Raw genomic sequence first — 21,617 nt, 5'->3', positions numbered from 1 at the left:
AACGTCTCCTTAGCGGCGAATGACGCCGACGCTCAAACCTTCGATCACCAGTTCCTGATCCTTGAGATCGACCTCTATAGGCGCGAAATCAGGGTTTTCGGCCAGCAGCCAGACCTTGCTGCCTTCACGCTTGAAGCGTTTGACGGTCACTTCGTCGCCGATTCGTGCGACCACGATCTGACCGTTGCGAGCCTCACGGGTGGTGTGTACCGCCAGCAGGTCGCCGTCCAGAATGCCGACGTCCTTCATGCTCATGCCGTGAACGCGCAACAGGTAGTTGGCGCTGGGGTGAAAGAAGGACGGGTTGATGTTGCAGGACTCTTCGATGTGTTGCTGGGCCAGGATCGGTGCGCCAGCCGCTACGCGACCGATGACCGGCAGGCTGCTGTCGTCCGGGCGTGCTTCGAAGCCGGGGATGCGGATGCCGCGTGAAGCGCCCGGAGTCATCTCGATGGCGCCTTTGCGAGCCAATGCCTTCAGGTGTTCTTCCGCTGCGTTGGGTGATTTGAAACCCAGCTCCTGAGCGATTTCCGCGCGTGTCGGAGGAAAGCCGTTGTCTTCCAGGCAGCGTTTGATGAAACCCAGGATTTCAGCCTGGCGTGGCGTCAGTTTTATCATGATGGGCGCTCTGGCTTTTTATACAGTGACTGGGATTATATACAGTGAAGGCGCCTTGGCAATCACCCATTTCACTTTCGCCGCCGAGCGGTGATCACAGCGCATACCCGGTGGCTCGTCAGGAAGCCTGCTTTTAACGGCAGATTGTCATTTAACCCTCGTTTTCGTGACTGTTCGGCCATAAAGTGAACGGGCCTGCTTGACAAGCAGACCGCCTGATACGTATGTTTCAAACGTTCGTTTGTTAGGCAGAGAGCCATGGCCCAGTCGGAAACCGTTGAACGCATCCTTGATGCTGCAGAGCAGTTATTTGCAGAAAAAGGCTTTGCTGAAACTTCCTTGCGTCTCATCACCAGCAAGGCTTCGGTCAATCTGGCGGCGGTGAACTATCACTTCGGCTCGAAGAAGGCCCTGATTCAAGCCGTGTTCTCACGTTTTCTCGGGCCGTTCTGCGTCAGTCTTGAGCGCGAGCTGGAGCGGCGTCAGGCCACTCCCGGGCACAATCCCAGTCTTGAAGAACTGCTGGAAATTCTCGTTGAGCAAGCGCTTGTCGTGCAGCCACGCAGCGGTAATGACCTGTCGATTTTCATGCGCTTGCTCGGGCTTGCCTTCAGTCAGAGCCAGGGCCACTTGCGCCGTTACCTGGAAGACATGTACGGCAAGGTGTTCCGCCGCTACATGACGCTGGTCAATGAAGCCGCTCCGCGTATTCCACCGATAGAGCTGTTCTGGCGTGTTCACTTCATGCTCGGGGCTGCCGCGTTCAGCATGTCCGGCATCAAGGCCCTGCGTGCCATCGCCGAGACTGATTTTGGGGTCAACACCTCCATCGAGCAGGTCATGCGCCTGATGGTGCCGTTTCTGGCCGCCGGCATGCGGGCCGACACCGGCGTCAGCGATCCGGTGATGATTGCCGCCCAGCTCAGGCCGCGCACCAAGAGCAGCACCGCCACCCCCGCGGTCGCCAAAGCCTGACGGTACTGCCCGGTCGCATTGCGTCGGGCTTCAGGATCAAGCACCATGCCGGGATTGAAACAGGCACTGGTGTGTAAGGGTTTTTCTATGAGTTCTGGCCTGCAAGGCTCCCTGATGGTTGATGTCGCCGGCACTTGGCTGACCAGCGAAGACCGTCAGTTTCTACGTCAGCCCGAAGTCGGAGGTCTGATCATTTTTGCCCGTAATATCGAGCATCCACGTCAGGTTCGTGAGCTGAGCGCGGCGATACGCGCCGTTCGCCCGGACCTGCTGCTGGCCGTGGATCAGGAAGGCGGGCGGGTTCAACGTCTGCGTCAGGGTTTCGTGCGCCTGCCGCCCATGCGTGTCATCGCCGAAAAGCCTGACGCCGTTACGCTGGCTGAACACTGTGGCTGGGTGATGGCAACCGAAGTGCTGGCGGTCGGACTCGACCTGAGTTTCGCCCCGGTGCTCGATCTGGACTATCAGCGCAGTGCTGTCGTGGGCACGCGCGCGTTCGAAGGTGATCCCGAGCGTGCAGCGTTGCTGGCAGGCGCGTTCATTCGCGGCATGAACGCGGCAGGCATGGCGACGACCGGCAAGCATTTTCCCGGTCATGGCTGGGCTGAAGCCGACTCTCATGTGGCCATTCCCAATGACGAGCGTAGCCTGGAGCAGATTCGCGCCCATGATCTGGTGCCGTTTGCACGCTTGAGTCAGCAACTGGCGGCGGTGATGCCGGCCCACGTGATCTATCCGAAGGTCGATTCGCAGCCAGCCGGTTTTTCAAGGCGCTGGCTGCAGGACATCCTGCGCGACGAATTGAAATTCGACGGTGTTATTTTCAGTGACGACCTGTCGATGGCAGGTGCTCACGTCGTTGGCGACGCCGCCAGCCGTATCGAGGCGGCCTTGACTGCCGGCTGCGACATGGGGCTGGTCTGCAACGACCGTGCGGCTGCGGAACTGGCGCTCAGTGCGGCTCAGCGGCTGAAGGTCAAACCTTCACCGCGTATTGCCCGCATGCGTGGCCAGGCAACGGCCAGCACCGACTATCGACAACACCCGCGCTGGCTGGCGGCGCTTCAGTCGCTGCGCGCTGCTCAACTGATCGATTAAGGATGTGCGATGACTGTTTACGCGATTATTGGCGGTACTGGCCTGACTCAACTGGAAGGTCTGAACATTCGGCAGTCGTTGCCGACGAATACACCGTACGGTACGCCTTCCGGCGAAATCCAGATCGGTGACTATGCTGGCCGTGAAGTGATGTTTCTGGCACGTCACGGTCATCCGCACCGCTTGCCTCCGCACCAGGTCAACTATCGGGCCAATATATGGGCCTTGAAACAGGCGGGTGCCGAAGCGATTCTGGCGGTCAATGCGGTGGGCGGGATTCACCCGGCGATGGGCACCGGGCACTTTTGCGTCCCTCACGATCTGGTCGATTACACCAGCGGTCGTCAGCACACATTTTTTGCCGATGATCTGGAACACGTCACGCACATCGACTTCAGCTACCCCTACAGCGAAGCGCTGCGGGCGCGATTGATCGCCGCGCTGGCGGCAGAAGGGTGCGAATTTTCCGAACGGGGCGTCTACGCCTGTACTCAAGGGCCGCGTCTGGAAACCGTCGCAGAAATCATTCGCCTCGAGCGTGACGGCTGCGACATCGTCGGCATGACCGGCATGCCGGAAGCTGCGCTGGCCCGGGAGCTGGGGCTGGACTACGCCTGTCTGGCGCTGGTGGTCAATCCGGCTGCGGGCAAATCGACGGCTGTCATTACCATGGCGGAAATCGAACAGGCGCTGCACAACGGCATGGGCAAGGTAAAGGCCACGCTGGCCCGGGTGTTGTCCGCTTCCTGAGCTACAGCATGCGTTTGAGGGTATTGTCCTTGCGCACCAGGTGATGCCAGAGCGCGGCAATCACATGCAGCCCGATGACGTAGTAGAAGATCGAGCCGAGCAACTTGTGCAGGTCTTCGAACGTCTCGGCGGTGCGGTCAGAGGTCGGCAGGGGCCAGGGAATCTGCAGGCTGGTCAGGGGAATCGGCAACGCGCCTTTTTCCACCATCACGGTCAGCAGGCCCAGCACCGGCTGTGCGAACAGAAACGCGTACAGCGCGTAATGCGACAGGGTGGCTGCCAGGCGAAGCACGCCTTCAAGGGGCGGCGTAATGCCGGGCGGACGGTGACGTCGACGCTCGGCCACGCGAAAGAACGCCATGACCAGAATCAGAATGCCCACCCAGAAGTGACTCTGTACAACCAGCAGTCGGTATTCAGAGCCTTTGCCAAACTGGGTGCGGCTTAGAATCAGCGTGTACGCAAGCACGATCAGGGCAGCCATGACCCAGTGCAGCCATCGTGCTCTTGGGGTGTAACGTCGAGAAATCGGTGCATCCACGGTTGAGTTCCTTATTGCTTTTTACTGGCGCTGTTCACAGCTTAGGCAGTTTGCTGCGATCCTGCGTTTCATTTATGTGTGATTTATTTGAAGGTCAGTGCCTGCGGCGCTGAGTATGGCAATTAAGCAGTATGAACGTCACAGGATGGAACCTGTGCTCATGGGTGGCTTCATATAACGTGAATATTCACCCAGGAGCGAGTCTTGACCAGTGCCAATCCGCCCTTCGGCCCCGCCACGCCGGTGTCGGCCAGCGTTTCATTGAATGTACTGACCATGAACATGCACATGGGCTTTGGCATTTTCAATCGCCGCTTCATTCTTCCGGAATTGCGTGAAGCGGTGCGCAGTGTATCGGCTGATATCGTGTTTCTTCAGGAAGTACACGGTGAACAGCATCGCCATGCCCGCAGTGTCAAGGACTGGCCAACGATCTCGCAATACGAGTTTCTCGCCGACGCCATGTGGAGCGATTTTGCCTACGGTCGCAATGCGGTGTACCCGGACGGTGATCACGGTAACGCGCTGTTGTCCAAGTACCCGATCATCCAGCACGAAAATCTCGATATTTCCATTGATGGCACAGAGCAACGCGGTTTGTTGCACTGCATTCTGGATGTGCCCGATTACGGCCATGTGCATGCCGTCTGCGTCCACCTGGGGCTGTTTGAAAGTCATCGGCGTCAGCAACTAAAACTGCTTGCTGAGCTGATGGCGCGTCTTCCCGAAGGGGAGCCGGTGATTGTTGCCGGTGACTTCAACGACTGGCGCCAGCGCGCCGATGCACTCTTGCACGGCACGGGTTTGTACGAGGTATTTGTAGAGCGCTTCGGCGCCCCGGCGAAAAGCTTTCCGGCCCGCTGGCCGTTGCTTCGGCTGGACCGGATCTACGTGCGCAATGCGACATCCCACAGTCCGAAAGTGTTGTCCAGTCGACCGTGGTCTCATCTTTCCGATCATGCACCGCTGGCGGTGGAGTTGACCTTATGAGCAATACGACAGGGCAGTGGCGCGACGGCAACTCGGTAGAGCTGCTGATCAACGGCGAAGACTTTTACAGTCGGGTATTCGAGTGCATTCGCGCCGCGCGCAAGGAAGTGCTGATCGAGACCTTCATCATCTTCGAAGACCGGATCGGCGAGAGCTTGCAGCAGGCATTGCTCGAAGCTGCCGGCAACGGCGCAAAAGTGGTGGTCACGGTCGATGATTACGGCACCTCTGACCTGAGTTCGACGTTTGTCAGAACCATGATCGATGCCGGCATACAGATCCAGCTGTTCGACCCGCGCCCGCGATTCATGGGCATGCGTACCAACCTGTTCCGCCGCCTGCACCGCAAGGTGGTGGTCATTGACGGTGAGCTGGGTTTTATCGGCGGCATCAACTACAGCGTTGATCATATGACCGACACCGGGCTGACCGCCAAGCAGGACTACGCCGTTCTGGTGCGCGGCCCGATTGTCGGTGACATCCACAAGAGCGCGATGAGCATGCTCAGTGAGGCGGTCCGGTCGAAACTGACGCCGATACCGCTCAAGCTCGACCGTGCCGGCGATGCCAGCATGCTGCTTGCCGAGCGCGACAACAGCGAACACGCCAATGACATCGAAGAACAGTACCTCGAGGCGATTCGTGGCGCGACCCAGCGGATTACCCTGGCCAACGCCTATTTCTTCCCCAGTTACCGCTTCCTGCGCGAGCTGCGCAATGCCTCGCGACGCGGCGTGAAAGTCACGCTGATCCTGCAAGGCCAGCCGGACATGCCGTTCGTGAGGGTCTGCTCGCGGCTGACCTACACCTACCTGCTGCGCGATGGGGTGGTCATTCACGAGTACAAACAGCGTGCGCTGCACGGCAAGGTCGCGTTGATCGATCAGGACTGGTCCACGGTGGGCTCCAGCAATCTCGACCCGCTCAGCCTCGCACTGAACCTGGAGGCCAACCTGTTTATTCGTGACCCGAACCTCAACCAGCACTTGCAGGACCACCTGATGGAGCTGGCGGCTGCCCACAGCACCCAGATGAGCCTGAAAGGTGCCGCGCGTGGCCAGTGGTGGCGCGCGCCGATGATCGTGCTGAGTTTCTTTTTCCTGCGACGGTTTCCGGCAATTGCCGGTCTGTTTCCGGTTCACGGTGTACGGCTTAAGCCCTTGCGGGCCGGCGATGTGGTGCCGGAGGCGAAAGTGATCGAACAGCAACAGAACAATCACCCGATGGATCAGGAGAAAACGTCATGACCCAGGCCGCGAGCGCAGCGCCGCAAAGTGCGCACGGCGCCAAATGGAAATGGGCCAAGCGGATCTTCAACGTGTTTTTCTTCATTGCCGTGCCGGTCTTGCTGTTTTTGCTGGTCAAGAATCTTGACTGGCAAGAGGTCAAGAAGGCGTTGGCGTCGTACAAGGCCAGCACGTTGGCGATGGCAGCCGCCGTGGCGTTCGCCAGCTACGCGACTTATTGCGGGTTTGACATCCTGGCGCGTTATTACACGCGTCATAAACTGTCGATCAAGCAGATTGTGCCGGTCACGTTCGTTTGCTATGCGTTCAACCTCAACCTCAGTTCATGGGTCGGCGGCATCGCTTTGCGTTATCGACTCTATTCGCGGCTGGGGCTGGATGTGTCGACCATCACCCGGATTTTAAGCCTGAGCCTGATCACCAACTGGCTGGGTTACATGCTGCTGGCCGGGTTTGTGTTCTCGATGCGCTTTCTGGAACTGCCCGAAGAATGGTCGATTGGCACCACCACCCTGCAACTGATCGGTTTTGGTCTGTTGGCCGTGTGCGCTGCTTACCTGCTGGCCTGCCGATTCTCCAAAAAGCGTTCATGGACGATTCGTGATCAGGAATTCAACCTGCCTTCGATGAAGCAGGCCTTGATTCAGGCCTGCCTGGGAGCGCTGAACTGGTCGCTGATGGCTGCGGTGATTTATACCCTGTTGCCCGACAAGGCCTTTTACCCGGCGATTCTGGGGGTGTTGCTGATCAGCAGCATCGCCGGTGTCATCACCCACATCCCGGCCGGGCTGGGTGTGCTCGAAACGGTGTTTATCACCTTGCTGGCTCACCAGTTTTCCAAGGGCAGTCTGCTCGCGGCGCTGATCGGCTACCGCGCCATTTACTTCCTCCTGCCGCTGTTGATTGCGCTGGTGGTGTACCTGGTGCTGGAAAAGCGCGCAAAGAAAATGGGCGAGAAAAATCAGCAGCGGATGGGCGAAGAGGCGAAGTCCTGAGCGGGGCCTGAGGTCCGTAGGAGCGGGCCGGGCGACGCTTCGCTTGCGCGCGAAGACGCCAGGCGTGCAGGGGTATCGCTCGACTCAGTCATCAAACCCGACCTGCTCGTGTATCTCGTCGACCTTCAGTTCCAGCCGGTACGCCACTGCAATGAACAGCGCCTGACACAGGCACAGGGTGGCGCTCAGCGAGCGGAAGGCGAACGAACTGCCTTCGTTGACCAGCAATACTGAATTGGCGCGCTTGGCCAGTGGCGACAGGTTGCTGTCGGTGATGATCAGTGTCTTGGCCTGATGGTGCTGAGCGATGCGCAGGCAGTGTTGGGTTTCCTTGCCGTAAGGCGTAAAGCTGATCGCAATCACCAGGTCATTGGCCCGCACGCTGCGCATCTGCTCGCGGTAGCTACCACCCAGCCCCGAAATCAGGTGGATGCGTTTGTTGGTGTGTTGCAGGTTGTAAACCAGATAGTCCGCCACCGCAAACGAGCGCCGTACCCCCACCACATAGATGTTGTCGGCGTTGACCACCAGGTCCACAGCCTTTTCGAATTCGACATCATCCAGTTCCGCGCTCAGCCGTTCGAGCCCGGACAGCGTCGCCCCCACACATTCCCGTGCCAGATCACCTGCACCGGCCTTCTGCGATTTGTTGGCGATCATGCTGCGGATGCGCTGTTGGTAGTTCTGCACCGGCGTGGTCTTGTGGGTGTAGGCCTCACGGAACAGAGCCTGCATTTCGCTGAAGCCGCTGAACCCGAAACGCTGCGAAAAGCGCACGATGGCCGAAGGATGAACCTCACACTCACGCGCAATGTCGCTGATCCGGTCAACCATGATGCGGTCACTCTGCTGGCTCATGTAGCTGGCGATACGCTTGAGCTGGCGAGGAAGGCCGTCGTACTCGTGGGTGATCAGTCGCAGCAGGCTCTCGGCACTGGTCGGCGGCACGTCGACGCTCGTCTCGGACAGAGTGGGCTGGTCGGCGCTGGTCATATTCACATCCTTTCTGCTTGTTCTTTGCAGCGCACGACGTCACGTTCGTGCCCTGATGACGGAGCTGCTTCTGGCAGGGAATGCCGACTATATCCTACCTGTCTGCACGCCGTGCCAGCACTTGCGCGATTCTATAGAAAAAATATTCCACTAAAAATAAATATAGAATAAATATTGATTCATGGCCGATGACGTTTTAGGCTGCATTGACAAAGGCAGGTCATGCATCGGGTGCATGCACTGCGGGCTGATAAAAATAACAGGAGCCATCAATGGGCCAGACTCGCTTTGTCACCGGGCGTCAGTTGGATCTGATCTGCCTCGGACGCCTGGGCGTCGATCTTTATGCGCAGCAGGTGGGCGCACGACTTGAAGATGTGTCCAGCTTCGCCAAATACCTCGGCGGCTCATCCGCCAACATCGCATTTGGCACCGCCAGACTCGGCCTCAAGTCAGCCATGCTCAGCCGGGTTGGCGACGACCACATGGGGCGTTTTCTGGTCGAGTCGCTGGCCAGGGAAGGCTGTGATGTCAGCGCCATCAAATGCGATCCCGAGCGTTTGACCGCGATGGTGCTGCTGGGCTTGAAGGACCGCGAAACATTCCCGCTGGTGTTCTACCGTGAAAATTGTGCCGACATGGCCTTGCGCGCTGAAGACATAGACGAACAGCACATCGCGTCCAGCAAGGCGCTGTTGATCACTGGTACGCACTTTTCCACTGACCAGGTGTTCCAGGCCAGCAGCCGGGCACTCGATTATGCCGAGAAGCACAACGTCAGACGGGTTCTGGATATCGACTACCGCCCGGTGCTCTGGGGGCTGGCAGGCAAGGCCGATGGTGAGACACGGTTTGTCGCCGACGATAAAGTCAGCCAGCACGTGCAGCGCATCTTGCCGCGTTTCGACCTGATCGTCGGCACCGAAGAAGAGTTTTTGATTGCCGGTGGCTCTACCGACTTGCTGGCGGCCCTGCGCACCGTGCGAACGCTGACGGCCGCCACGCTGGTGGTCAAGCTCGGGCCGCAAGGTTGCACAGTGATTCATGGGGCCATTCCGGCGCGGCTTGAAGACGGCGCGATCCATCCCGGTGTGCAAGTGGAGGTGCTCAACGTGTTGGGCGCCGGTGATGCCTTCATGTCCGGGTTTCTGAGCGGCTGGCTCAAGGATGCCAGCGACGAGCGCTGCTGCCAGTTGGCCAATGCCTGCGGCGGGTTGGTGGTCTCGCGTCATGCCTGCGCGCCTGCCATGCCGACGCCTGCCGAGCTCGACTACCTGTTCAACAGCCCGGAACCGATTACTCGCCCGGATCAGGACGTTGTTCTGCAGCGCCTGCATCAGGTCAGTGTGCCGCGCAAACAGTGGAAACAGTTGTTCATATTTGCCTTTGATCATCGCGGCCAACTGGTCGAACTGGCACAACAGGCCGGGCGCGATCTCGACAGCATCAGCCAGCTCAAGCAGCTGTTCGTGCAATCGGTCGAACGTGTCGAAGCCGATTTGCGCCAGCGTGGTATTGACGCTGATGTGGGCCTGCTTGCCGATCAGCGCTTTGGTCAGGATGCGCTCAATGCCGCCACCGGTCGTGGCTGGTGGCTGGCACGTCCCGTGGAAGTGCAGGGGTCTAGGCCGTTGGCGTTCGAGCACGGACGCTCCATCGGCAGCAACCTGATCAACTGGCCGCAGGAACAGATCATCAAATGCCTGGTGCAATACCACCCCGATGACGAACCGATGCTGCGCCTGGAGCAGGAAGCGCAGATCCGGGCGCTCTATGACGCCTCGAAAGTCAGCGGTCATGAGCTGCTGCTGGAAATCATTCCGCCCAAGGATCACCCGTCACCTCATCCGGACGTGATGGTCCGTGCGATGAAGCGCTTGTACAACCTGGGCATTTACCCGGCGTGGTGGAAGATCGAGGCGCAAAGTGCCGATGTCTGGCGGCAACTGGACGAGCTGATTCAACAGCGTGATCCTTACTGCCGTGGTGTTGTGTTGCTCGGGCTCAATGCCCCGGTCGACGTGCTTGCGCAGGGTTTTGCACAGGCTCGTGACAGCCATGTCTGCAAGGGCTTCGCCGTTGGCCGGACGATCTTTCGCGAGCCAAGCCGGGCCTGGATGGCCGGGGAAATCGACGATGCAACACTGGTCAGCCGGGTACAGAGTATCTTCAACGGGTTGATCGAGTCCTGGCGCGAAAGCCGCGCCTGAATTCATTGATGCAGTGATAACAACAAGAAAGGTGCAGCCATGCCTGTTTCAGCTTCCACGCCCAAGATCCGCATTGGTATCAACCCGATCTCATGGAGCAACGATGACTTGCCGGCCCTCGGCGGCGAAACGCCGTTGAGTACCGCGCTGAGCGAAGGCAAAGCCATCGGTTACGAAGGTTTCGAGCTCAACGGCAAGTTCCCCAAAGACGCCAAGGGCGTCGGCGATGTGCTTCGGCCCTATGACCTGGCGCTGGTGTCCGGCTGGTATTCAAGCCTCCTGGCGCGACGCTCTGTGGCCGAGGAAATCGAGGCCATTACCCCGCATGTGCAATTGCTCGCCGAGAACGGCGCTTCGGTGCTGGTGTACGGCGAAGTGGCCGATTCCATTCAGGGGCAGCGCATCCCGCTGGTCGAGCGGCCGCGGTTTCATACCGATGCCGCCTGGTGCGAATACGCCGACAAGCTCACCGAGCTGGCGCGCTTCACGCTGTCTCGTGGTGTGCGCCTGGCGTATCACCATCACATGGGCGCGTACATCGAGTCGCCTCAGGACATCGACAAGCTGATGGCGCTGACGGGGCACGAGGTCGGGTTGCTGTTCGATTCGGGGCATTGCTACATGGGCGGTGGCGACCCTTTGCAGGTCTTGAACACACATATCGAACGGGTCTGCCACGTGCATTTCAAGGACGTGCGCAAACCGGTGGTGCAACTGGCGCGCAACAACCTCTGGAGCTTTCCGGACTGCATCATCAACGGCACGTTCACGGTGCCCGGCGACGGCGACATCGATTTTTCAGCACTGCTCAAGGTGTTGTTGCAGGCCGACTACAGCGGCTGGCTGGTGGTCGAGGCCGAACAGGACCCGGCGGTTGCGCCCAGTTATGTGTATGCCAAAAAAGGCTATGACACCTTGCGCCAATTGCTCGCCGACGCGCGATAGCGCCGATGCCTGATAAGGAGGATTGAACCATGAGTCTGCTGACCAAAAGCAAACCCGACGGCCGAGACATCGTTGCGCTTGCGCCGGGTACCCTCGACTACGTGGGCTTCGCGGCCTACCGGTTGGAGGGCGGCGAGCGCCTGCCTCTTGACGCTGGAGAAGACGAGCTGTGTGTAGTGGTGCTCGGCGGACACGTCAGTGTGAGTGGCGAGGCACCGGGGCAGGGCGCTTTCAATTGGGAAAACATCGGCGACCGGCAGTCGGTGTTCGAAGAGAAGTCCCCGTTCGCGGTCTACCTGCCGCCGCACAGTCAGGTCGAGTGTGTCGCTCGCGGGCCAGTGCATCTGGGTGTCTGCCGCGCCCCTGGCGATGCAGGCAAACAGCTCCAGGCCCGGTTGATCATGCCCGGCAGCATGAAGCGCAGCGTGCGCGGCAAGGGGGCCAATACCCGTTACGTGTGCGACATTCTGCCGGACAGCGAGCCGGCGCATTCGCTGCTGGTGGTCGAGGTGCGCACGCCTTCCGGGCATTCCTCCAGCTACCCGCCGCACAAGCACGACAGGGACAACCTGCCGCACGAGAGCTTTCTCGAAGAAACCTATTACCACATGGTCAACCCGCCGCAGGGCTTCGTGTTTCAGCGGGTCTACACCGACGACCGCAGCATCGATCAGGCCATGGCCGTGGAAAACAATGACCTGGTGACCGTGCCTAAAGGCTATCACCCGGTTTCCGTGCCTTATGGCTATGAGTCTTATTACCTGAACGTGATGGCCGGCCCGACGCGCGCCTGGCAATTCCACAATGATCCGCAGCACAGCTGGCTGCTGGACCTTTAATCCCCTTTTTGCTTCGGAGTCATGCAGATGAGCGAGTCACCGGTGATCGGCCATTACATCAACGGACACGTGAATGACGGCGACGGCCAGCGTTTCAGCGATGTCTTCAACCCGGCCATCGGCACGGTTCAGGCGCGTGTGGCGCTGGCCAGTGTCAGCACCGTGGATGAAGCGGTCGCGGCGGCCAAGGCAGCGTTTCCTGGCTGGGCCGATCAGTCATCGCTGCGCCGTGCGCGGGTGATGTTCAAATTCAAGGAGCTGCTGGACCGGCACCACCACGAGCTGGCGCAGATCATCTGCCGCGAGCACGGCAAGGTGCTGTCCGATGCCCGGGGTGAAGTGGTGCGCGGCATCGAGATTGTCGAGTTTGCCTGCGGCGCGCCCAGCCTGCTGAAAAGTGATTTCAGCGACAACATTGGCGGCGGCATCGACAACTGGAACCTGCGTCAGCCACTGGGTGTCTGTGCCGGGGTCACGCCCTTCAACTTCCCGGTCATGGTGCCGCTGTGGATGATCCCCATGGCGCTGGTGACTGGCAATTGCTTCATCCTCAAGCCTTCCGAGCGCGATCCGTCCGCGAGCTTGTTGATGGCGCGTCTGTTGAAAGAAGCCGGGTTGCCCGACGGTGTATTCAATGTGGTGCAGGGCGACAAGGTGGCGGTCGATGCCTTGCTGCAACACCCGGACATCGAGGCTATTTCGTTTGTCGGCTCTACACCCATTGCCGAGTACATCCATCAGCAGGGCACCGCCCGTGGCAAGCGCGTGCAGGCGCTGGGCGGGGCCAAGAATCACATGATCGTGATGCCCGACGCGGACCTGGATCAGGCCGCCGACGCCCTGATCGGCGCGGCCTATGGTTCGGCTGGCGAGCGGTGCATGGCGATATCCATCGCTGTGGTGGTGGGCGACGTGGGCCAGCGTCTGATCGACAAGCTGCTGCCACGCATCGACCAGCTCAAGGTCGGCAACGGCATGCAGGCTGACTCGGACATGGGGCCGCTGGTCACCGCCGTACACAAAGCCAAGGTCGAAGGGTTCATCGATCAGGGGGTGAAGGAAGGCGCGAAGCTGATTGTCGACGGGCGCCATTTCAGTGTGCCGGGTGCCGAGCAGGGCTTTTTCGTCGGAGCGACGCTGTTCGACAACGTCACCCCACAGATGCAGATCTACAAGGAAGAAATCTTCGGTCCGGTGCTGGGCATCGTGCATGTGGCGGATTTCGCCAGCGCCGTCGAGCTGATCAACGCCCATGAGTTCGGTAACGGCGTGTCGTGCTTTACCAGCGATGGCGGTGTGGCGCGTGCGTTTGCGCGAACCATCAAGGTCGGCATGGTCGGCATCAACGTGCCGATTCCGGTGCCGATGGCCTGGCATTCGTTTGGTGGCTGGAAACGTTCATTGTTCGGCGACCACCATGCCTACGGCGAAGAAGGCCTGCGTTTCTACAGCCGCTACAAGAGCGTCATGCAGCGCTGGCCGGACAGCATCGCCAAAGGGCCGGAATTCAGCATGCCGACCGCTAAATAGTCTTCATCAATGGAATGTGCGGAGAACACTAACAATGAGTCATCCCCTGCGTTTCGCCCTTAATCGAATGGTCGCGCCGCGCCTGTCGCTTGAGGCGTTTGTCGATCTGGCTGTGAAGCTGGGAGCCGACGCCATCGAGATCCGCAACGACCTCAAGGGCATCGAGATCGAAGACGGCACCGCGCCCGAGGTGGTTGCTGATGTGTGTGCTGCCAAAGGCGTGCAGGTGCTTTCAATCAACGCGCTGTACCCGTTCGATGTCTGGAACGACGAGCGCAGTGCCCAGGCCACGAAGCTGGCGCAATACGCACGCGCCTGCGGTGCCAGAGGGCTGGTGCTGTGCCCGCTCAACGACCCGGCTGATCCGCGCAATGGCGCGCAGCGTGCCTCCGGGTTGCGCACGGCGTTGACAGCACTGGCACCGATCCTTCGCGAGCACGGGATTCTGGGCTTCGTCGAGCCGCTGGGCTTCGAAGAATGCTCGTTGCGCTTCAAGCGCCAGGCGGTGGATGCAATCAAGGCTGTCGGCGGGCTGGATGTTTACCGGCTGGTTCATGACACCTTTCATCACCACCTGGCCGGCGAGGTCGAACTGTTTCCGGAGCTGACCGGGCTGGTGCATATCTCCGGCGTCGAGGATGCGCAGGCCCCGCTCAACAGCATTCGCGACGGCCACCGCGTGCTGGTCGGGGAGGCCGACATTCTGGGCAATGCCGCACAGATCGAACGGTTGCTGGACAGCGGCTATACAGGGCACCTGTCGTTCGAGCCGTTTGCCGAAAGCGTCCATGCACTGGACGACATTCCGCAGGCGATCTCGGCAAGCATGGCGCATTTGTCACGAGCCGTTTCGCAACGTCACTGATTCAGCCGATTCAGGCCACCTCAAACAAGAACAAGGTGCCAACATGAGTACAACCCGACTGACCATGGCCCAGGCCCTGGTGAAGTTTCTCGATAATCAGTATGTCGAAGTCGATGGCGTGCAGAGCAAGTTCGTCGCGGGCATTTTCACCATTTTTGGTCACGGCAATGTGCTGGGCCTCGGGCAGGCGCTGGAGCAGGACAGCGGCGATCTCGTGGTTCATCAGGGCCGTAACGAGCAGGGCATGTGCCACGCCGCCATCGGCTTTGCCAAGCAGCATCTGCGTCGCAAGATCTACGCGTGCAGTTCTTCGGTGGGGCCGGGCGCGGCCAACATGATCACTGCCGCAGCAACGGCTTCTGCCAACCGGATTCCGCTGCTGCTGTTGCCGGGCGACGTCTACGCCAGCCGCCAGCCCGACCCGGTGCTGCAACAGATCGAGCAGTTTCACGACCTGAGCATCAGCACCAACGATGCCTTCAAAGCCGTCAGCAAATACTGGGACCGCATCAACCGCCCGGAGCAACTGATGAGCGCGGCGCTCAACGCCATGCGCGTGCTGACCGACCCGGCCGAGACGGGCGCGGTGACCCTGGCACTGCCTCAGGACGTGCAGGCCGAAGCTTACGACTACCCGGACAGCTTTCTGCAAAAACGCGTCCACCGTATCGACCGTCGCCCGCCCAGCAAGGCGATGCTTGACGATGCCTTGAAACTGCTGACGGGCAAGCGCAAGCCGTTGCTGATCTGTGGCGGCGGGGTGCGTTATTCCGGCGCGGCTGACGCGCTGCAAGCGTTTGCCGAGCGGTTCGATATTCCCTTTGCAGAAACCCAGGCCGGCAAGAGTGCCATTGTTTCGGCACACCCGCTGAACATGGGCGGGATCGGCGAAACCGGCACGGTTGCGGCCAATCGACTGGCCAAAGAGGCTGATCTGATCATTGGCGTCGGCACCCGTTACAGCGATTTCACCACCGCGTCGAAATGGCTGTTCCAGAACCCGGAGGTGCAGTTTCTCAATATCAACGTCGGTGCGTTCGATGTGCAGAAACTCGACGGTGTGCAGGTACTGGCCGATGCACAGTTCGCCTTGCACGCATTGGGCGAAGCGTTGCAGGCCAGCGACTACCGTGCTGCTTGGGGCGACTCGCCGCAAAACGCCCGGGCCGAACTGGACGCCGAGGTCGACCGCCTTTATGCGGTCGAGTATCAGCGCGAAGGTTTCGTCCCGGAAATCAACGACCACATGGACCCGGCCGTGCTGCGAGACTTCATCGAACTGACCGGTTCATGCCTGACGCAAAGCGGCGTGCTGGGCATTCTCAACCAGAGCCTGCCGACCGATGCCGTCATCGTTGCTGCAGCCGGCAGCTTGCCGGGCGACCTGCAACGGGCGTGGCGCAGCACCGGCGTCGATACGTACCACGTCGAATATGGCTACTCGTGCATGGGGTACGAGGTCAATGCCGCCCTGGGCGTCAAGCTCGCAGCGCCGCAGCGGGAAGTCTTTGCGCTGGTCGGCGACGGCTCTTACATGATGCTCCATTCGGAGCTGGCGACCTCGATTCAGGAACGTCGCAAGATCAACGTGGTGTTGCTCGACAACATGACGTTCGGTTGCATCAACAACCTGCAGATGGAGCACGGCATGAACAGCTTCGGCACCGAGTTCCGTTTCCGCAACCCGGACACCGGCAGGCTCGATGGCGACTTTGTACCGGTGGATTTCGCCATGAGCGCGGCGGCCTATGGCTGCAAGACCTATAAGGTCAACACTGCCGAGCAGTTGCATCAGGCGCTTGCCGATGCACGGCTGCAGACGGTTTCGACGCTGATCGATATCAAGGTTCTGCCCAAGACCATGATTCATAAATACCTGTCCTGGTGGCGGGTCGGTGTCGCGGAAGTATCGACCACCGGCACCACCGCTCAGGTGTACGAAAAACTCAACCGCGAGCTGGCCAAGGCGCGTCAGTACTGATCACTTTTTATCGTTCAGCGCTCGTGACCCGGTCACGGCAACATCCAATAACAAAAAGGGAAGACGAAAATGGCATTGAAACTCGGCGTGATCGGTACAGGCGCAATCGGTCAGGATCATATCCGGCGTTGCAGCAAGACGCTGGTCGGAAGTCAGGTGGTGGCTGTCACTGATATCAATCTGGAACAGGCTGCAAACGTGGTGCGTGATCTGGACATCAGCGCTGAAGTGTACCCCGATGGTCACGCCCTGATCGCCGCGCCCGATGTCGAAGCGGTGCTGGTCTGCTCATGGGGGCCAAGCCATGAAGAGTACGTGCTGGCGGCCATCGCTGCGGGTAAACCGGTGTTCTGCGAGAAGCCGCTTGCGGTGACGGCCCAAGGGTGTCGTCACATTGTCGAGGCCGAGATCGCCAGTGGTCGCAGGCTTGTGCAAGTGGGTTTCATGCGCCCTTATGATCAGGGTTATCGCGCCCTCAAGTCAGTGATCGACAGCGGCCAGATCGGCGAGCCGCTGATGCTCCATTGCGCTCACCGCAACCCGCGTGTAGGCGAGAACTACAAGACCGACATGGCGATCACCGACACCTTGATTCATGAACTCAATGTGCTGCGCTGGCTGCTCAACGATGACTATGTGTCGGTGCAGGTCGTGTTCCCGCGCAAAACCAGCAAAGCCCTGGCGCACATGAAAGACCCGCAGATCGTGATGCTGGAAACCGCCCGAGGCACGCGCATTGACGTCGAAGTGTTCGTCAACTGCCAGTACGGCTACGACATCCAGTGTGAAGTGGTTGGCGAGAGCGGCATTGCCAGGCTGCCCGAGCCTTCCCAGGTGCAACTGCGCAGCGAAGCCAAATTGTCGAACGCGATTCTGATGGACTGGAAAGACCGGTTCATCGCCGCCTACGACGTCGAGCTGCAGGATTTCATCGACGGCGTCAAAGCCGGGACGATTTACGGTCCTTCAGCCTGGGATGGCTACGCCGCCGCCGTGGCCGCCGATGCCTGTGTGCTGGCGCAGAACAACGGTGCCGTGGTGCCGATCAGCCTCGCCACGCGCCCGGCATTCTATGCCTGACGGTTTTTCCAGCGACCGAGACATCTCTCGACAAGCATAAAAGGGAGGCATCATGCGTATTGCACTGGACCCTTACATGTACCGCCATCTGTCCCTCGGGGCGATGGTCGATAAAACCGCAGAGCTGGGTTACGACTACATCGAGCTGTCACCGCGTGAAGACTTCATGCCGTTTTACAAATACCCGCGCGTGGATCGGGCGAGGATCCGGGAGTTTCGCAAAGCCCTCAGCGATGCAGGTGTGAAACTCTCCTCGTTGTTGCCGCTGTATCACTGGGCTGCGCCGGATGAGGACCTGCGTATTGCTGCGGTACGCAACTGGAAACGCGCCATTCAGGTGGCTGTGGAAATGGACTGCGACCTGATGAACACCGAGTTCAGCGGGCAATCCGATCATGCGCTGGTCTGCGAGAACCAGTTCATGAAGTCGATGGACGAACTGATGCCGCATTTCGAGCGCGAAGGTATAAAGCTCGATATCCAGGCGCATCCGTATGACTTCTGTGAGCGCAACAACGAGTCGGTTGACATCATTCGCGGGCTTGATCGTGACTGGATCAACTACCTGTACGCCGCGCCCCACACCTTTTTCTACGATGACGGCGTGGGGGATATTGCCTCCATGCTCCGCTACGCAGGCGACAGACTCACGCACCTGATCATTGCCGACACTTATAATCACCGGGCCTCTTCCAACCTGCGCTACATCGTCAACCCGCCCGGCGTGACGGCGACGGTGCATCAGCATCTGGACATCGGGCAGGGCGAAGTGAACTGGGAGGCGTTTTTCTCGACGCTCAGGGACATCAAGTTCGACGGCATCGCCACGGTGGCCGTATTTGCCTGGGAAGAGCGCGCTGACGAGTCGAGCCGATTCATGCTCGAACGGGTCAAAAGCGAGTTGCTGCGCTGATACAGTGGCAGTGAATACACAACCGATGGCTACGGCCTGACGTTCATGGACCACAGGAGATATCCATGCGAGCAGGGCTGGTGGGCTACGGCAAAGGGGGGCGTTACTTTCACGCGACGCTGATTTCAAGTGTGCCCGGTGCCACGTTTGCAGGTGTGGTTACCCGTTCGCCAGAACGAAAACAGGACGTGGCCAATGACCATCCCGGCGTTGCGACCTTCGACACACTGGCTGAACTGGTGGCGGCCGGGGTCGATGTGGTGGTGATTTCCACACCGCTGGCCTCACGGCGGGCGCTGATTCTGGAGGCTATCGAGCTGGGCGTGGCGGTGGTCAGCGATAAACCCTTTGCCCATGACGCCGCGCAGGCGCGTGAACTGGTGGAGGCGGCCGAAAAACGTGGCGTGTTGCTCAGTGTTTATCAGAATAGGCGCTGGGACTCCGATTTCCTCACCGTGCGTAAATTGATCGACAGCCAGGCGCTGGGCGAGATCAGCCGGTTCGAGTCCAGTATCGAGCGCTATTCGCCACGCTCTGTCGGCAAGGCCAGCGGTGGGGGCATGTTGCGCGACCTGGGCAGTCACCTGGTGGATCAGGCGCTGGTGCTGTTCGGTCCGGTCGAACGGGTGTATGGCGAGTTGCGCTTCGCCCCTGGGGACGACGGACTGGACCACACGTTTTTCGTCGCGCTGACCCACGCCAATGGTGTGGTCTCGCATTTGTCCGGCAGTTGCCTGCAAAGCAGCCCGAAACCGCGTTTCCGGGTCAGTGGATCAAAAGGCTGTTACAGCGTCGACGGGCTGGACGGCCAGGAAGACGCAGCGTTTGCCGGGCTGACGCCACGGTCTGAAGGCGAGCGCTGGGGCGTCGAAGAGCATCGGCGCTGGGGCTGGTTCGAACAGGGCGATCACCGCGAGCGCGTGCCCTCGGAGCGGGGCTGCTGGCTTGAGTTCTACCAGCAACTGCAACGTGCCGTGGACGAGCAAGGCAGTAACCCGGTCAACCCTCACGATGCAATCGCATCAGCGCAGGTCATGGACGCCGCCCGCCTGAGCGCCCGCGAAGGAAGGGTTGTGGTGCTGTAGACCTACATACCCATGATTCACTGGCCCTGAGCCGTAACCAGTCATCACTGACATCGCAGAACCGCTGTGTGACGCAGAGCGTCACGAACTGCATGCCCACGCGGAGCGTCGGCACGATAGTCATGTGCTTTTCAACCACGATGGCACTGACGACGCAGATTGCGACGTAAGTGCCAGGGCGAAGGAACCCGACGAAGTCGGGCCGGAAACGGAGCCAGGGGCTTTGCCTACTTTGGCCCCATCAAAGTAGGTCGCCGAGGGGCGAAAAGGTGCCTTGAGCCGTAAACATATCCAACTGACATCGCAGAACCGCTGTGTGATGCGGAGAACAGTTCGGTACAGCCTCCAGGAATAGGGTGTTCGGACCAGGGGCTTCGTGAGCAAGCTCACTCCCACAAGTATCTCTACTCCGCTTGATGCTGTTCGCCCAAGGGGCGCAAAGGTGACCTGAGCCGTAACCAAACATCACTGACATAGCAGAACCAGCATCACGAACCGCATACCGACGACACGATAGTCAAAACCCGACATCTGGCACGCGTCGGGTTTTGGCATTTCTGCGCTGACTGAAAATGAAATGGAATAAAATTCTAAAATCAGTTGAATTGGAAAATATTTTCCAATAGAGTCGTTTTCAGGTTACCGACTATCGAATCACCCGGGCTTAGAAATCATTTCAGGCCACGGGAAGCAAGCTAACAAAAACAAAACAAAAGATAGGTACTGTCGATGAAAACCCCTACCTCTGGCCTGACCGCCATGCGTTCTGTCACCCCGTCATTCTGGATCCGGCTCATGGAGCGCTTTCTCACGATCGTCGCTCGCGGCATGTGCGTGCGCCACAAGGACGCGCAACTGTTCTGCATTCCGGGTGCGACGGGCATCCGCCTGCCTCGCTGACCTGCCTTTTACAGCGCTTCCACGTGTTATCCGATCCGAACAACAACAAGAATCTGGAGACAGCCCTCATGAAGAACAAGTTTGCGTTCACCTCACTGGCCCTTGGCCTGATGCTCGGCAGCGGCGTTGCACTGGCCGATATCAAGGTCGGGGTGGCCATGTCGCAGTTCGACGACACCTGGCTGACCTACCTGCGTCAGGACATGGATGCCAAGGCCAAAAGCATGCCAGACGGCGTGGCGCTGCAATTTGTCGATGCCCGGGCAGACGTCAACAAGCAGATCGATCAGGTCAAGGAACTCATCAACAAGAAAGTCGACGCGCTTATCGTCAACCCCGTGGACACTGCCGCCACCGCCCGCATCACCAAGGAAGCGGTGGCCGCCGGCATTCCGCTGGTCTACGTCAACCGTCGCCCTGACGATCCGAAACTGCCCGCAGGTGTTGCGACCGTGACTTCGGACGATGTCGAGGCGGGTCGGCTGCAAGCGCAGTACGTCGCCGACAAAATGGGCGGCAAGGGCAGTGTCATGATCCTGCTGGGCGACCTGGCCAACAACTCCACGCAAAACCGCACCAAAGGGGTGAAAGAGGTACTGGCCAAATACCCGAACATCAAGATCGATCAGGAGCAGACCGGCACCTGGCTGCGTCAGAAAGGCATGGACCTGACCAATGACTGGGTCACTCAAGGTCGGGAGTTCAACGCCGTTCTGGCCAACAACGACGAGATGGCCATTGGCGCGGCAATGGCGTTGAAACAGGCGGGCGTCAAGAAAGGCACGGTGTTTGTCGCAGGCGTCGACGGCACGCCCGACGGGCTCAATGCCGTGACCAAGGGCGACCTGGCCGTATCGGTTTATCAGGATGCCAAGGGGCAGGCCGACGGGGCGATTGATGCCGCCGTGAAAATGGCCAAAAAAGAGAAGGTCGAACCCCAGGCAATCGTTATTCCTTATCGCCTGATCACGCCTGAAAACGTCTCCACTTTCAAATAACAACAGTCGGCAGGCACGGGGCGGTTCAGCGACCGTCCCGCGCCCGCCGCTCAAGGAGTGTTTG

20 protein-coding genes are annotated in these 21,617 nt (G+C 59.7%); 17 read left to right on the top strand and 3 right to left on the bottom strand.

Annotation, left to right across the window (positions count from 1 at the left end):
• Positions 1–9: 9 nt before the first annotated feature.
• A complete protein-coding gene (gene lexA, locus BW686_RS05670; RefSeq protein ID WP_003315796.1) occupies positions 10–618 on the bottom strand; it encodes a transcriptional repressor LexA in 609 nt (202 codons plus the stop codon).
• 258 nt (positions 619–876) lie between these two features.
• Between lexA and psrA the strand changes: the two genes are divergently transcribed.
• The 3 genes from psrA (at position 877) to BW686_RS05650 (ending at position 3,441) form a co-directional block, all read left to right on the top strand.
• A complete protein-coding gene (gene psrA, locus BW686_RS05660) occupies positions 877–1,593 on the top strand; it encodes a transcriptional regulator PsrA (RefSeq protein ID WP_084915230.1) in 717 nt (238 codons plus the stop codon).
• Between the two features lie 87 nt (positions 1,594–1,680).
• On the top strand, positions 1,681–2,691 hold the full coding sequence (nagZ, locus tag BW686_RS05655) for a beta-N-acetylhexosaminidase (protein WP_084915635.1): 1,011 nt from the start codon (positions 1,681–1,683) through the stop codon (positions 2,689–2,691).
• A 9-nt stretch (positions 2,692–2,700) separates the two neighbouring features.
• Positions 2,701–3,441, top strand: coding sequence for an S-methyl-5'-thioinosine phosphorylase (locus tag BW686_RS05650; protein ID WP_084915228.1), 741 nt, complete (start codon positions 2,701–2,703; stop codon positions 3,439–3,441).
• A 1-nt stretch (position 3,442) separates the two neighbouring features.
• Here the strand turns inward: BW686_RS05650 and BW686_RS05645 are convergent, their stop codons facing one another.
• Complete coding sequence (locus BW686_RS05645; protein ID WP_084915226.1) at positions 3,443–3,982, bottom strand: cytochrome b; 540 nt, start codon at positions 3,980–3,982, stop codon at positions 3,443–3,445.
• Between the two features lie 204 nt (positions 3,983–4,186).
• Between BW686_RS05645 and BW686_RS05640 the strand changes: the two genes are divergently transcribed.
• From BW686_RS05640 to BW686_RS05630, 3 genes are read left to right on the top strand one after another with little or no spacing between them, the layout of a single operon-like run.
• Positions 4,187–4,972, top strand: coding sequence for an endonuclease/exonuclease/phosphatase family protein (locus tag BW686_RS05640; protein ID WP_084915224.1), 786 nt, complete (start codon positions 4,187–4,189; stop codon positions 4,970–4,972).
• Entirely contained in the window at positions 4,969–6,219 is a 1,251-nt protein-coding gene (gene clsB, locus BW686_RS05635) for a cardiolipin synthase ClsB (protein ID WP_084915222.1), read from the top strand. Before BW686_RS05640 ends, clsB begins: the two co-directional genes overlap by 4 nt.
• Entirely contained in the window at positions 6,216–7,214 is a 999-nt protein-coding gene (locus BW686_RS05630) for a lysylphosphatidylglycerol synthase domain-containing protein (RefSeq protein WP_084915219.1), read from the top strand. The genes clsB and BW686_RS05630 overlap by 4 nt, the downstream gene beginning before the upstream one ends.
• Positions 7,215–7,298: 84 nt before the next feature.
• Here the strand turns inward: BW686_RS05630 and BW686_RS05625 are convergent, their stop codons facing one another.
• Positions 7,299–8,207, bottom strand: a complete 909-nt coding sequence (locus BW686_RS05625) for a MurR/RpiR family transcriptional regulator (RefSeq protein WP_084915218.1) — start codon at positions 8,205–8,207, stop codon at positions 7,299–7,301.
• A gap of 272 nt (positions 8,208–8,479) precedes the next feature.
• On the opposite strand from BW686_RS05625, the gene BW686_RS05620 reads away from it, so the two are divergent.
• The 11 genes from BW686_RS05620 to BW686_RS05570 all read left to right on the top strand — a co-directional run bounded on the left by BW686_RS05620 (position 8,480) and on the right by BW686_RS05570 (position 21,553).
• On the top strand, positions 8,480–10,417 hold the full coding sequence (locus BW686_RS05620; protein WP_084915216.1) for a bifunctional 5-dehydro-2-deoxygluconokinase/5-dehydro-2-deoxyphosphogluconate aldolase: 1,938 nt from the start codon (positions 8,480–8,482) through the stop codon (positions 10,415–10,417).
• 39 nt (positions 10,418–10,456) lie between these two features.
• Positions 10,457–11,362 carry a myo-inosose-2 dehydratase gene (iolE, locus tag BW686_RS05615; protein ID WP_084915214.1) on the top strand — a complete coding sequence of 302 codons (906 nt, stop codon included), beginning with the start codon at positions 10,457–10,459 and terminating at the stop codon, positions 11,360–11,362.
• A 29-nt stretch (positions 11,363–11,391) separates the two neighbouring features.
• Positions 11,392–12,201, top strand: coding sequence for a 5-deoxy-glucuronate isomerase (iolB, locus tag BW686_RS05610; protein ID WP_084915212.1), 810 nt, complete (start codon positions 11,392–11,394; stop codon positions 12,199–12,201).
• Between the two features lie 27 nt (positions 12,202–12,228).
• Positions 12,229–13,731, top strand: coding sequence for a CoA-acylating methylmalonate-semialdehyde dehydrogenase (locus tag BW686_RS05605; protein WP_084915634.1), 1,503 nt, complete (start codon positions 12,229–12,231; stop codon positions 13,729–13,731).
• 34 nt (positions 13,732–13,765) lie between these two features.
• A complete protein-coding gene (locus tag BW686_RS05600) occupies positions 13,766–14,596 on the top strand; it encodes a TIM barrel protein (RefSeq protein WP_084915210.1) in 831 nt (276 codons plus the stop codon).
• 43 nt (positions 14,597–14,639) lie between these two features.
• On the top strand, positions 14,640–16,577 hold the full coding sequence (gene iolD, locus BW686_RS05595; RefSeq protein WP_084915208.1) for a 3D-(3,5/4)-trihydroxycyclohexane-1,2-dione acylhydrolase (decyclizing): 1,938 nt from the start codon (positions 14,640–14,642) through the stop codon (positions 16,575–16,577).
• Positions 16,578–16,646: 69 nt separating this feature from the next.
• Positions 16,647–17,657: a Gfo/Idh/MocA family protein gene (locus tag BW686_RS05590; protein ID WP_084915205.1), complete on the top strand. Its 1,011-nt coding sequence runs from the start codon at positions 16,647–16,649 to the stop codon at positions 17,655–17,657.
• Between the two features lie 52 nt (positions 17,658–17,709).
• Complete coding sequence (locus BW686_RS05585) at positions 17,710–18,570, top strand: sugar phosphate isomerase/epimerase family protein (protein WP_054086599.1); 861 nt, start codon at positions 17,710–17,712, stop codon at positions 18,568–18,570.
• A gap of 65 nt (positions 18,571–18,635) precedes the next feature.
• Complete coding sequence (locus tag BW686_RS05580; RefSeq protein WP_084915203.1) at positions 18,636–19,655, top strand: Gfo/Idh/MocA family protein; 1,020 nt, start codon at positions 18,636–18,638, stop codon at positions 19,653–19,655.
• Between the two features lie 729 nt (positions 19,656–20,384).
• Complete coding sequence (locus BW686_RS26765; RefSeq protein WP_179149187.1) at positions 20,385–20,555, top strand: hypothetical protein; 171 nt, start codon at positions 20,385–20,387, stop codon at positions 20,553–20,555.
• Positions 20,556–20,623: 68 nt separating this feature from the next.
• On the top strand, positions 20,624–21,553 hold the full coding sequence (locus tag BW686_RS05570; protein ID WP_084915201.1) for a sugar ABC transporter substrate-binding protein: 930 nt from the start codon (positions 20,624–20,626) through the stop codon (positions 21,551–21,553).
• Positions 21,554–21,617: the final 64 nt, after the last annotated feature.

Source organism: Pseudomonas syringae (assembly GCF_002157375.1).
GTDB classification, from domain to species: domain Bacteria; phylum Pseudomonadota; class Gammaproteobacteria; order Pseudomonadales; family Pseudomonadaceae; genus Aquipseudomonas; species Aquipseudomonas syringae_T.
This window is presented reverse-complemented; position numbering and strand designations above follow the sequence as displayed.